The organism is Roseburia hominis, assembly GCA_040702975.1.
Taxonomy (GTDB): domain Bacteria; phylum Bacillota; class Clostridia; order Lachnospirales; family Lachnospiraceae; genus Allocoprococcus; species Allocoprococcus hominis_A.
In genome coordinates this window covers 4,020,580-4,033,870 of the sequence record CP159990.1, presented here as the reverse complement: position 1 = coordinate 4,033,870, position 13,291 = coordinate 4,020,580, and the positions used below count along the sequence as shown (strand labels likewise).

The 13,291-nt window shown below is 37.8% G+C and carries 13 protein-coding genes; 9 read left to right on the top strand and 4 right to left on the bottom strand.

Annotated features, from left to right (window positions below):
- Positions 1 to 26: 26 nt before the first annotated feature.
- The 7 genes from ABXS75_18720 to ABXS75_18690 all read left to right on the top strand — a co-directional run bounded on the left by ABXS75_18720 (position 27) and on the right by ABXS75_18690 (position 8,137).
- On the top strand, positions 27 to 3,119 hold the full coding sequence (locus ABXS75_18720) for an ATP-binding protein (GenBank protein ID XCP85031.1): 3,093 nt from the start codon (positions 27 to 29) through the stop codon (positions 3,117 to 3,119).
- Between the two features lie 13 nt (positions 3,120 to 3,132).
- Positions 3,133 to 4,770 (top strand): hypothetical protein, encoded by a 1,638-nt coding sequence (locus ABXS75_18715; GenBank protein ID XCP85030.1) that lies wholly within the window; start codon positions 3,133 to 3,135, stop codon positions 4,768 to 4,770.
- Between the two features lie 43 nt (positions 4,771 to 4,813).
- Positions 4,814 to 5,104 carry a hypothetical protein gene (locus ABXS75_18710; protein XCP85029.1) on the top strand — a complete coding sequence of 97 codons (291 nt, stop codon included), beginning with the start codon at positions 4,814 to 4,816 and terminating at the stop codon, positions 5,102 to 5,104.
- Positions 5,105 to 5,106: 2 nt separating this feature from the next.
- Positions 5,107 to 5,994, top strand: coding sequence for a hypothetical protein (locus tag ABXS75_18705; protein XCP85028.1), 888 nt, complete (start codon positions 5,107 to 5,109; stop codon positions 5,992 to 5,994).
- A gap of 74 nt (positions 5,995 to 6,068) precedes the next feature.
- The gene (locus ABXS75_18700; GenBank protein ID XCP85027.1) at positions 6,069 to 6,944 is read left to right on the top strand and encodes a patatin-like phospholipase family protein; all 876 of its coding nucleotides are present in this window, start codon (positions 6,069 to 6,071) and stop codon (positions 6,942 to 6,944) included.
- Positions 6,937 to 7,089: a hypothetical protein gene (locus ABXS75_18695; protein ID XCP85026.1), complete on the top strand. Its 153-nt coding sequence runs from the start codon at positions 6,937 to 6,939 to the stop codon at positions 7,087 to 7,089. The genes ABXS75_18700 and ABXS75_18695 overlap by 8 nt, the downstream gene beginning before the upstream one ends.
- A 493-nt stretch (positions 7,090 to 7,582) precedes the next feature.
- A complete protein-coding gene (locus ABXS75_18690) occupies positions 7,583 to 8,137 on the top strand; it encodes an N-acetyltransferase (protein ID XCP85025.1) in 555 nt (184 codons plus the stop codon).
- A 151-nt stretch (positions 8,138 to 8,288) separates the two neighbouring features.
- Here the strand turns inward: ABXS75_18690 and ABXS75_18685 are convergent, their stop codons facing one another.
- The 4 genes from ABXS75_18685 to ABXS75_18670 form a co-directional block, all read right to left on the bottom strand.
- On the bottom strand, positions 8,289 to 8,651 hold the full coding sequence (locus tag ABXS75_18685; GenBank protein XCP85024.1) for a VOC family protein: 363 nt from the start codon (positions 8,649 to 8,651) through the stop codon (positions 8,289 to 8,291).
- Positions 8,652 to 8,704: 53 nt separating this feature from the next.
- Positions 8,705 to 9,133, bottom strand: a complete 429-nt coding sequence (locus tag ABXS75_18680) for a GNAT family N-acetyltransferase (GenBank protein ID XCP85023.1) — start codon at positions 9,131 to 9,133, stop codon at positions 8,705 to 8,707.
- Between the two features lie 334 nt (positions 9,134 to 9,467).
- Positions 9,468 to 9,911: a VOC family protein gene (locus ABXS75_18675; protein ID XCP85022.1), complete on the bottom strand. Its 444-nt coding sequence runs from the start codon at positions 9,909 to 9,911 to the stop codon at positions 9,468 to 9,470.
- Between the two features lie 67 nt (positions 9,912 to 9,978).
- Positions 9,979 to 10,353 carry a hypothetical protein gene (locus ABXS75_18670; GenBank protein XCP85021.1) on the bottom strand — a complete coding sequence of 125 codons (375 nt, stop codon included), beginning with the start codon at positions 10,351 to 10,353 and terminating at the stop codon, positions 9,979 to 9,981.
- Between the two features lie 381 nt (positions 10,354 to 10,734).
- Here ABXS75_18670 and ABXS75_18665 point away from each other — a divergent pair, with 381 nt between their 5' ends.
- Both ABXS75_18665 and ABXS75_18660 read left to right on the top strand, forming a co-directional pair.
- Positions 10,735 to 11,445 (top strand): HAD family hydrolase, encoded by a 711-nt coding sequence (locus ABXS75_18665; GenBank protein ID XCP85020.1) that lies wholly within the window; start codon positions 10,735 to 10,737, stop codon positions 11,443 to 11,445.
- Between the two features lie 91 nt (positions 11,446 to 11,536).
- The gene (locus tag ABXS75_18660; GenBank protein ID XCP85019.1) at positions 11,537 to 13,234 is read left to right on the top strand and encodes an AAA family ATPase; all 1,698 of its coding nucleotides are present in this window, start codon (positions 11,537 to 11,539) and stop codon (positions 13,232 to 13,234) included.
- The last annotated feature ends 57 nt before the right edge of the window (positions 13,235 to 13,291 follow it).

The following is a 13,291-nucleotide window of genomic DNA, read 5'->3' as shown; positions in this document are numbered from 1 at the left end:
TTATTTTATTATAAGTAGGTGTAAACATGGTAACAGAGTCTCAAATGCTCTCGCAAATTGAAGTGGCAAACCAATTTATTGATAAAAACTATTTGGAAAGTCTTAAGGAATATACAGTATATCCTTTGGCTGACCGATTCAAAAAACATAACTTAACAAGATTATACCACATTAATAAAATTATATACGACAAAGATGAAGACATTAATGAAAAATTGGTTAGTGTGTTTCATTCAGTAATGCCTTTTTGCAAAAATATTCTCTTGATATTAAAGGGCAATGTGGAGTCCGCAGATTTGTATTTGGGTATTCGTTCTTCACAAATCAGTAATGCTGCAACAGCAAGTGAGGTATTGCATGATTCTTTCCTTGGAAATTTTCCGGGAAGCAGAATTAGTGCTGTAAAATCATCTGAATTATCCGGATTGTTTTGTGATGAAGAAGCAACGCCTACTACAAAGAATATAGCTTATGTTAATATTCTTCCTTCCGAAAGAACATCAAAACAAGGTGATTATATTCAGGGGTTAGAAAAATTTATTGATACGATGCGGGGGAGTGAATATATTTGCGAAATAATAGCTTCTCCTATTCAGGACAGGGAAATGGAAATTCGATTGAATGGATTTGAAGAATTGTATTCAGCTTTGTTTCCTTTTTCTAAAAAAACCAGTTCTCATGGACATAATGAAGGCAGCACTTTAACAGAAGGTATTACGGAAAGCATTTCCGATTCGATTTCTAAGGGTATTTCAAAGGCAACAGGGCGTTCAGATGGCCATACGCATGGGAAAAATTCAGGTTTTAATATGGGCATGCACATGCTGTTGAATTTTGGCGTATCAAACGGAACCAATGAAGGCTGGTCAACCGGAACAAACGAAGCAAGTACAAAGAGTGATACAAATACACGAACAGATTCTTCTGCCAGACAGAAATCAACGTCTAAAACCAGTGGGACGACAGATAATTTAACCATTGAATTTAGGGATAAGAGCATAGAAAATCTTCTGGAAAAGATTGACAGACACATAAAAAGGTTAAAGTTGGGAAGCTCTTATGGCGTTTGGGAAGTAGCATCTTATTTTATTTCAAAAAAGAAAAAAACGGCCGCTATTGCGGCAAGTACATATCGGTCGTTGCTGTTGGGTGAAGAAACGGGGATTGAAAAGCCCAATTTTACTTTGTTCGATTGTATGGATAATGAAACCGCTATTATACAAGAGTCATTATGTTACTGTGAACATCCAGAGTTCTTAATACCTTTTTATGATGCTTCAACCGGTGAAAATCATGTCCGGAATTTATCACCTTCCAGCTATATCAATGGAAAAGAATTAGCATTACTTATGAACTTGCCAAGAAAATCAGTTAACGGAATTATGGTGACAGAAATGGCTGAATTTGGAAGAAATGTGTTTGCCAATTCCCTACATAAACAGCGGGAAATAGAAGTGGGACATATTTTCCATATGGGTCAAAAAGAAGCTGCTCCTGTTTCATTAAATATCGACAGTTTAACATCTCATTGCTTTGTTACAGGATCAACTGGTAGTGGTAAATCTAATACAATTTACAAATTGATTGAAGAGATAAACAAAGAGCCGTATAATGTTCCGTTTTTAGTCATTGAGCCAGCAAAAGGAGAGTATCGGAATGAATTCCGTAAAATTAAAAATATAAATTTATTTAGTACAAACCCACAAATTGATCAGATGCTGAAATTAAATCCATTTTCGTTTTGTAAAGGTATTCATATTTTGGAACATCTGGACCGAATTGTGGAGATATTCAATGGTTGTTGGGAAATGTATGCTGCAATGCCTGCAATTTTAAAAGAAGCTATAGAAGAAGCTTATGTGAATAAAGGTTGGGATTTGCTTAATTCTGTTTTTATCGGAGAAGCTGAACCGGTATTTCCAACATTTATAGATGTTCTTCAGGAACTACCCAGAATAATTAATAGCTCCGAATACTCGGCTGATACAAAAGGTGATTATATTGGTGCACTTGTAACCCGAGTTAATTCTATGACCAATGGTATATACGGTCAGATATTCTGCGATGAATTTGAAGTAGACAATAAAACTTTATTTGATAAAAGTACCATAGTCGATTTGAGCAGAATAGGTTCATCTGAAACAAAATCTTTAATTATGGGTGTTTTAGTTTTGAAACTGACAGAATATCGTTTGGCTAATGCAGATAGAGGTAATTCCATCCTTAAGCATCTGACAATATTAGAAGAGGCTCATAACATATTAAAAAATTCAAAGAATGTACAAAATACTGCAGGAAATAATGTGGTTACAAAATCTGTAGAGATGATTGTGAATAGTATTGCAGAAATGAGAACCTATGGGGAAGGATTTGTTATTGTGGATCAGTCGCCAACTTCAGTTGATATTGCAGCTATTAAAAATACAAATACAAAAATAATCATGAGATTACCGGAAGAAGAAGACTGTAGAATTGCGGGACATTCTGTCTCGTTATCCGAAGCGCAAATTGATGAACTGGCCAAGTTGGAAACAGGTGTGGCAGTTGTTATGCAAAACAACTGGGCGGAGCCGGTACTCTCAAAAATAAATGAAGCAAAGCACCCTTATGAAGGGTATGAGCAGCCTATTACTTTTGGAAAACTCAAAGAGTTTAGGAGTATGATTCTTTGTGAGCTCATTAACCAGTTTGAAATAACAGAAGAGCAAGATATAAGTAAGGTTATTTGTAAGGTTGAGGAGTTTGACATTCCTCCTTCCAAAAAGACAGAAATGGTTAGAATGCTCGTCCAATTTAACAGAATTATGGCGAAGGGATACGACAGTATATTGTTCGGTAGAACTATGCTTCGTTTAATCGGCTGCAATGATGCTTTTAGGAAGGCTGAAAAATACCTCGAATATCAAACAGATTCTGAAGGGAACCTTATCGAGCGTTACACAAAAAAATCTCTTTCGGAATGGAATAGTTATATCGATAGTGCATTATTGCAATATGTCTCTATAGGAGAAGAGTATCGTGAAATAGTGCGGCAATATATATTGCATTCGAAGAAATTTGAACAGCACGCCATCAGTTATAGCATTCTATATCGCCAGATTTATACACAAATTAAATAGGAGGTTAGGCAGAATGAATCACGTTGTTATTCGCTATTCATATCTTTCCAGTAAAGCTGAAGTGATAATAAATGGAGAAAGCGCAAGCCCATATAGCGAATTATCAACCACGTTGAATCGTCCGTTCTTAGAATCGGTTAATAAGATAATTTCAGGACTTGATAACGAGGTGTTTGATGATTACGACATTGATTTTTATGGAACTGTTTTCCAATACAAATTACTAATGGCTGGTTCTGAAAAATCAGATTTTTGTAAAGAAATTCGCTTTAATGATATTGAGTCTTTAATACCAAAAGAAACATTGTTGAATCGACTTTCAATTATTAGTAATGAGAATAAAATCGTTAAAGATAAGCCATCAACTATGTTGGTTTATAATCTTTCTAATATTATTGTTCCGCAAAGTGACGCATTCATTTGCGTGGATAATCCAATTGCAGATATTGGTATTTTTAATGTTGCAAAAGAAATTCCAGCAACGATTAGAATTCCGGTTATTGTTGCCGGGACAATACGCGCTCAGAATTTGGCGGGGCGAACCGTTTTGTTTATCCCGGAAAAGGATTTCGATGATTTCTGGGAGTATATCGAGTTGGAATATGTTGTTCGTCCGTCAATTATTGAATATATGACAGCATTGAGGTATGTACCGTTATCACCGCTTCAGAAAGTTGAACTGGAATCAATAAAGAATGGTAAACCAGAATATTATATCGGTGATTTTCCCACAACATTGGATCAGGGCGAATCAGCAAAAATAGAATTTGTAAGCTTTCCATCGGATTTTTTTGTGATAAAAAGTGAGAATCCGGCGATCCTTTCATGTGACAAAAATATTCTCATGGCAAATGAAAGCGGAATAGCAAGTATTCTTATTGTAGACCAGAAGGGGGAGGTCGTAGCACAGAAGCAGGTTTCAGTAATCAGACACCATTATGTTGAGGAAATCAGATTGATTCCGCATTTTGAATATTTAAAACGAAATGAAAGAAATAAGATAGATGTAATCATAACGCCGCTTAATGCGGAAGATGCTAATCGACTTATTTGGAATAATTCTAATCCAAATGTAATCCGGGTGGATGAAGATGGCAATATTTATGCAATTGGTGATGGGCAGGCAACGATAACAGTATCTGGATATTTAACTCATGCTACACTTAGGATAGAGGTTAAACCTGCATTACAGGGACTTAGGTTTACGCAGCAATCAGTTCGGATTAAATCAGGAGAAACCGTGATTATTGATTGTGAGGTCACACCTCCAGAGGCGCCTGCTGAGAACTTGAATTGGGAATTAGACAATAAAACAATAGCATCAATTAACCCTTCGAAAGATGGCCGCAGGTGTCAGGTCATTGCATCATCAAGCTATGAGGGAAAAGGGAATGTTCGTTGCTATGATTCTAATACAAGGCTTGGAGCTGTCTGCAATATTGAGGTGGTTTCTAAGGTAAAGCAAGGTGCGGTTGGAAGAATTGCATTATGGTGTTGGGTGCTTGGTATTATTATGCCATTTTTATTGCCAGTATCTGGCATAGTAGGAATTTATGGAATAGCGTGTGATCCGGAACCAGATCATAAAACAAGATACATTGTTTGTACTGTCGGGAGTATTTTGACGTTACTGTTCTGGCTGTCTATGTGAATGAGTTAATTAAAACAGGAAGAAACTGAGGAGGGAATTAAGTATGAGTTGGTTTGGTAACAGGAATAGAGAGGGACGTGAGGCGGAAAGACCGGATATAAAACCTAGAAATCAAATATTACAGGTCCCCGAAAAAGAAACCTCTGAAGCTAAGGGGAAACTGGATAGATTTCAGGATAAATCACCGGAAGACCAAAAGAAAAGTCTTAATGAACAGTCTCGGGCAGCAAAAGATCGACAGAAACTAGAACGTCCAAGCAATACGTCTACGGAAGGGGACACGGCAAAAGGTCAGCGTCAATTAGAGCGTGGGCATGTGGCAGAGCGTGAATAATAATGGGCAAATTGAACAATTTTGACGGTGTTGATAGTTTTGAAGTACAGCCAAGAAATAAAGTAGAAACGATACCCTCTGTAACGGAAAATGACCGTAAGAAACTTGAACATATAAATAAATCAAGGACGTTGGAATATAATTCGTCTGAATTAAAGGAAGGAGGGGACTCCAATAGAGGAAAGAATTCTATAGAAAAGGGGCGTTTAAATAATAGAGATTTAAGTAGACAGCCTGAAAGGCAAGGGGACTTAGTTCAAACAGGAACGGCCATTGAAAATCCCCGATATGGAACTGGTGGTGGAAAACAATATTTTATTCATGAGGCTCATCAGAAACCGAACGCTAATGGAAATTTGATACTAAAAAACGGTTCTTTAAATAAAACAGGGGAAACGAACTTGCAGTATTTTGGCTCGCCGTATCTGCCTGAAAATAAAAGTGAAAGTAAAAGTGAAGAACAGAAAGTCAAGCCGACAATATCTGTGAATTATTCACCTCTTTCAAAATCCGAAAAGGCTGAACTGGAACAACTTGATAAAAATACGATGGATGAACGAGGATTAGCTAGAGTAATGGATAACAAGAAGGAACAAGAAGAAGAATATTGGAAACACCCTTTAACCAACCAAGAAGTCAGGGGGACAAATACTAATCCGGATGCATGGTCTAATCCGCGAAAATTGAAAAGCGGAGAGAAATTTTATCAATTGCGTCCCTCAAATGCAGGAGAAGCAAGTGAATATTTCACAAATGGTGAGACAGTTAATAAATGCAGAAAGGAAAATGGGGATGTGGATGTGGGAAAGCTTTTGAAATCACTACAAATTAATCCAGGGGAGAATAAGAATTGGACTTTACGAGAATATGAATATCGTAAAAATAATTAGAAAAGCTGGAGGAGACTACGCTACTCATCATATTCAGCTTTGAATTCTTCTAAACTAAAATAATGGAGAAGAAAATGAAGCACATAGGATTAGTTTTATCAGGGGGTATGGGAAAAGGCGCGTATCAGGTGGGTGCCCTTACCGCCATAGATGAATTTTTTAGACCGTCAGATTTTGAGTATGTAAGTGCGGCATCTATAGGTGTTCTCAATACATATGCATATCTTACTAATAAGCTGACAGAAGCAAAAAAAATATGGGAATCCGTAAATCTCAAAGGCGAAAAACGTTTTATTACATCTATATTAAAGAGTTCTTTTCTGCAAGATACAATTACCACTATTATTTCGACGGAGGTTATCGTTAATAATTTTTATGTTCCTTTATTAGATTTGACCAATAGAGAATTGAATTATTATAACTTTAAGGACATTGCACCTATGGAAATAGATCCATATTTACGCGCAAGTGTTGCAATGCCCTTTTACAATAAAGGAATTAGTATAGGCGGGAAAACTCTTTATGATGGTGCAGTTGTTGATAATATTCCTGTATTTCCAGTAATTAGAAACAATTTGGATTATGTTATTTGTATTTATTTTGATGATTTTAATTATATATTTGAAGATGATTCTGCTGATACCAGGATTATTAAACTTACGTTTCCTGATGACAAGATAATATCTAATTCAATTAATGTTAATCACAATGCAATTAAATATATGGTAAATGAAGGGTATAGCCGAACAAGACGAGTCTTCTCTGAAATTTTTTCGAATGGAATAGATGATCTTGAAACGATTTATCGCAAAATAGAGCAGAATAATTTGCTTGATGCAAATAAGAAAATAAGAATTACTGGTGACGTAGTGGTTACTAATATGAATAAAGTGGTAAAAAAAATAATTAGAAGCAAACGAATATTAGAAGGAGGAAGTATAAATGAATAACGCAAAATGGAAAGTATTGGGTTTTATTGTTATAACTATAGCAGCTGTCTTTAGCGGAATCATAATTGTCTTATCGGTCATCTCAGCTATAAGCTTAAAAAGATATTTGCATGTACCCGAAACAAATGTAAATAGTGAAGGATAGATTGTTGAGGTAATGCCGGATAATATAGAATATGATGGGCGGTAATGAAAATCTTCCAATTTTCTACCATACTGATAGAAGCTCTCTTAATATGCTGAGGTGATTATAAATATACTTGTTCATCTTGAAATCCTCCAGTATAATATAATTACACATATATCACATTTTCCCGGAAATAGTATCAATGGCGGTTTCCCTCGCGTGCATTCCATTCGGTGCTGTTGCAGTCGGATAGGCTTTGAATATCTCTATGAGCTTTTCGTCAAACGCTATCGAAAGATTCTTTGGAACTCGACCGGGAAGATTGCTTGTGTTTGTGTTTTACTTGTTATTGGAGTACAGCTGTTTTTGTACAGGAATCCTGGGATAAAGATTATGACTATTTTGTTCTGTGTGCTTTACTGCATCGTGGCAAGTATCCTGGTCTACCACTTTGCGCCGAAGACATTTAAAATACGCACATAACAAGTGGCTTTTGGGAGGTTAGAAAATAATGGAAAGAATTATAAAGTCTATGGAAAATAAATATCTTCTGCCATCTCTTGAATTAGTGGAAGACGTTTTTGCAAAATATAAAAATCCTGAAGAAGGCAGGGTGGTACGGCAATTAGTTGAAGAAATACGGTCAAAGAAATACTACCTTCCCGAATTAGAACTCATTATGGTTGATGAGCATGATGAAGTCATTGGATATGCAATGTTTTCACGATTTCATATCGAAGGGAAATATGAGAATGAATTGTTGATGCTAACGCCTGTCGCTGTAAAAACGGAATTACAAAGGCAGCATATTTCGAAAGAATTATTGGAATATGGGTTTGAAAGAGCAAAAGGTATGGGATATAAAGCAATCCTTGTGGAGGGCAATCCCCGCAATTATAATCCCCGCGGTTTTCAGGCGAGCTACAAATATGGAATTGAAGCCGGCCAGGCTATTAAATTGCCGCATCCGGAATGCTTAATGGTTAAAGAATTGGAGTCAGGGGCATTGGATGAAATAAGTGGGCTTGTTGATTATTCTTATTATGAATCACTTAGCGAGGGATAGAAGGGGCTGTGAAAAAGCCCCTTTACACACTTTTTATAGAAAACTATTTTTCGATATACCGACAAGGGCTCTGGTGAAGCTGTCAGGACTGTCATAGCCCTGCTTGATTACTGCGTCCAATATATGCTCGTGAAATAGGGGAATCCTCGCATTACATTGGCGTACCCACTTCAATCAAATTCCCATCCAGATCGTAAAAACGAACGACTTTCTGCCCCCAGCTATGCATCATAAGCCGGTTGACGTATTTGATTGAAGGATATAGCTTTTCAAGCTTTTGAACAAACGCTTCTATATCATGTTCTTCAAAATACAGTTCGCAGGAATTGCTCTCTGAAATAATATCTTTTTCAAGAAATTTTGCCCAGATTTTCTGATCCTGGAGAACAAGGCCTTCCGTTAAAATCATATTACCGTCATTATCAAGTACCATCTCAAGGCCAAACAGATCATGGTAAAACTGTTTTGATTTTTCTATATCTTTCACAACAATCAATATATTTTTTAATTTCATCACTCTTTATCTCCAATCCAATTTTGTTTTCCAGCCGGATAAACCGGAAGTTATCATTTTAGCCGTTTACAGAAGCTATATCCTTTTTTGTAAAAAGATCGTTTCTCGTAAAATTGATGCGCTTGTGCCCTTTTAAGTCCGCTGTTCACTAAAATAGTTGAAATATCATTTTTATTGGCGTACTTCTCCGCTTCTTGAAGCAAGGCACTGCCTATTCCCTGGCCCTGAAAATCATGGGCCACCGCTAACGCAATAACACGCATAATTTTTCCTGTGATTTCAAATGTAAGACACATTTGCAATCCAATAAATCCGATTATTTCTTTATTGCCAACAGCAGTAAAAATCATGTAATTCTTATCTTCTTGTATTTGTAAAATTCTCGTTTTTAAATCTTCGCAAGAAACCTCATATCCCAGCTCTGAATTTATTAAATTGCAAACACCTGATATATCATCACTACGGAAAGTTCTGATTTCCATTTTTCGTCTACCTCGCTAACTTTTGATTCCTTTATCCAATAAACGGGAATTACATTATGCTTTCAACATAAAATAGATATTAAGTAAAACCATTATTACAGCAAATCCAAGGAATGCTTTGTAAATAAGCTTACCTGATTGGGAGGAGGCATTCCTAATGCAAAATATCAGGTAGATAATCCAGAGGATGTACGCAATAAAGATAAATCCTACATTACGAATCAGTAAAGACAAGAAAAACATTACATTTACGATTTTCATTCCATTTTCTGAAAATAATAGTTTTTTGAATTTACTCATCATTCCCTCTCTTTCAAATTTGGTTGTTTATAACCTATGACCAGCTTTGTAACTCAACAATATTTCCTTCACAGTCTGTCGCATATACAAAGACGGCTTTTCTTCCATCCTCATATGTTGTCTTTACAATTTCTCCGATTTGACTACCGCCATTTTGAAGTAAGAGTTGTAAAGTTTTTTCTACGTCATCTACTTCAAATGCGAGATGTGCTATTCCACACTTATTTACACCGCTGTCGGTATTTCCCATTGTGTCATAAGAGAAGATTTCAAGTGTAGGGTGGTCTTCCTGATATCCCGGCAGGCAAAGATGTTCGCCGACTATATGTGCATTAGGAATGCCAGTTAGTCTGTCAAGCCATTCCCCACGCAAATCTCTTGTTTCGCCTATACTTTTACAATGGAATACCTCCTTATAAAAAGCAATCAGCTTCCGATAGTCTTTAGCAATAATATTGGTATGAACATATCTGAACATATAGTTTCTCCTTTCCCTTTCTTCAACTCCCGATTTTTCCAGTTTATGAAAACGGGATTTTTATTTCTTATGTAGTAGAAGATTGCTTCTTCCATGCAGCAATCAGCTCATTGATACTGGCAGATATAACAGAACAAGCAAATACAACTGTCCAGATAATCCAAAGATTATTTGTTTTGCCGCCACCAGCATCTATACCATCTGTCTGGAAAATCACACCTGCAATAAATCCAATGATATACGTAACTGCCGTAAAAACAGGGACTAGATTTGCCTGGCAAATAAACGATATCACAATCACAACCACACCGCATATAAATAGAACAAGTGGCCATTGCTTCATTCCGTGAATGCCAAAGAAAATATATCTGGTCAAAACGTACCCAACACATAAGATTAAAAGGGATACTAAATGTACCAGTAGATTTTTTCTGTTCTTCATAAACACCTCCAAATCTCCATTAGACGTCAATTTATTTTCAATTCTTTCTGCTTAGCAGCAACTGCTACCTCCATAAATATAGTTGTCATTTGAGTATAAAAAGATTATAGCATGTCTTGGCAAGCATATCTACTGTCACGAGAGGATAAGATAGAAAATGAAAAACGGGTGAGATGAAACTAAATTTAAAATTTCATTTTTCAAAACAGATGAAATCAAAGAAAAACAGTTGGAAAAATGGAGAAAATGATATAAAATTGAGATTAACCTGGTTTAGGATAAAATGTGTTGGAGAAAAAGTTGATATAGAAATTGAATCAGCAAATGCCGATATAACGAGTAGTTAAGTGTAACAGGAAGAATGGAGTGCATAGGAAAACGATGATAAAACATATATTATTTGATCTTGATGGAACATTACTACCGATGGTGCAGGACGAATATGTAGAGTTCTATCTGCCGCTTTTGGCAAAGCATTATATTTCCCACGGGGTAAAAGTGGACCCGAAGGCCTTTATCGGAGCAGTGTGGAAGGGATATGCGGCGATGGTCGGAAATGATGGCAGCAGGACGAACCAGGATGCGTTCTGGAACTTTATGGACGAGGTCATTCCCATGTCGAGGGAAGAGGCGGAGGAGATTTCGCTTGAGTTTTACGAGGGTGAATTTAACAAAACGATTGCGGTTACGAAGCCTACGCCCTTGGCAAATGAGGTAGTAAAGACGGCAAAGGCGAAGGGAATCCAGGTGTATCTGGCAACCAATCCGGTATTTCCGCGCTGCTGTACGATGAACCGGATTCGCTGGGCGGGACTTGATGCGGAGGATTTTCGGATTATCACGACCTATGAGGACAACCGTTTTTGCAAACCGAATCCAGCCTATTTCAGCAGTATAATGGAGCAGTTCGGCTTGAAGCCGGAAGAATGCCTGATGGTGGGAAATGACGTGGAGGAGGATCTGGCGATCCGGCAGCTTGGGGTAAAGACGTATCTGCTGACGGACACCTTGGAGAATAAGAAGAACCTTCCGATAGAGACAGAATATTCCGGAAGTATGAGAGAATTGCTGGAGTTTGTGAAGAAGCTTTGATGAAAGGACTCCCAATCCATAGACTTTCTGCTATAATTGGTGTAGTGTTTGATGTAAATACAGGCGGGAAACGAAGGGCTGGTGAATAGAAGTGGCGAAAACAGTAGGAATTGGTTTGCAGGATTTTGCGAAAATCAGAGAGCGGGATGTCTTTTACGTTGATAAAACGAAGTTTATACAGGAATGGTGGGAATCGCAGGATGATGTGACGCTAATCACACGCCCGAGACGTTTTGGAAAGACTTTGACGATGCGGATGCTGGAGCAGTTCTTTTCCGTCACGTATCAGGGACGGGATGACCTATTTGAGGGTTTATCTATTTGGCAGAAAGAGGAATATCGCAGCCTGCAGGGAACGTATCCGGTGATTTTTTTGAGCTTTGCCGATATAAAAGAAACGACATTTCCGGAGACGAGGAAGAAAATCTGTAAAATCATTCAGCTGTTATACCGCAGGTACCATTTTCTGCTGGACGGAGATTTGCTGAGTGAAAGTGAAAAGCAGGAATTTCATAAAATAGGACCGGAGATGGAGGATTATGCGGCAACGCTGTCCATACAGCAGCTGTCAAACTATCTGAGCAGATATTATGGAAAAAAAGTGCTGATTCTTCTGGATGAATATGATACCCCGATACAGGAAGCGTATGTAAATGGATTTTGGGAGGAACTTTCTTCCTTTATGCGAAATTTTTTCAATGCGACCTTTAAAGGAAATCAGTATTTGGAACGCGCGGTTATGACCGGAATTACCAGAGTCAGCAAGGAGTCGATTTTTTCTGATTTAAACAATCTGGAAGTGGTTACTACAACCTCACGAAAATACGAAGACTGTTTTGGATTTACTGAGGACGAGGTGTTTTCAGCGCTAAAGGCATATGGATTTTCGGAGAAAAAAGAGGAAGTAAAGGAATGGTATGACGGATTTATATTTGGTGAAAAGCCGGATATCTATAATCCGTGGTCTATTATTAATTACCTGGACAAAGGCAGATTGGGGACCTATTGGGCCAATACGAGCAGTAATAGCCTGGTCGGAAAACTGATTCGGGAGGGCAGTAGAAATATAAAACTGTCTTTTGAAGCGTTGCTTGTCGGCGGGACTTTAAAAACACAGTTGGATGAGCAGATTGTATATAGTCAGTTGAATCAGGATGAGAATGCCCTCTGGAGCCTTCTGCTGGCCTGTGGTTATTTAAAAGTAAAGAATGTAGAGCTGCCTTATGGAGAACAGCCGGCAGAAAATCCGGTTTATGAGTTGGAATTTACTAATTATGAAGTGAGGCTGATGTTCCGGAACATGGTGCGTGGGTGGTTTGGAGCCACCCAGTCGGATTATAACGATTTTATACAGGCACTTCTTCAAGGCGATCTCGATGCAATGAATGAATATATGAACCGGGTGGCGGAAAATACGTTCAGCTATTTTGATACCGGGAAACGCCCGTCCCAAAAGCAGGAACCGGAGCGTTTTTACCATGGATTTGTACTGGGACTGATGGTGGATATGACAGATCAGTATGCCATTTGGTCAAACAGGGAGAGCGGGTTTGGAAGATATGATGTGGTACTGGAGCCCAAAAAAGAAGGCTTAGATGCAGTGATTCTGGAGTTTAAAGTTTTCAATCCGCGGAGGGAGACTACGCTCGAAGATACGGTGCAGGAAGCCCTAGAGCAGATCAAAAAGAAAAAATATGACAGCGTTCTGAAAGAGAGGGGAATTCCAGATGAACGGATTCGAAAGTATGGTTTTGCATTTCGGGGAAAAGAAGTGCTGATTGGGGACTGACGAGGACACGGCTTTTTTGCAAACAAGAAAACGCCCATGGTTAGGGCGTTTTCGTAT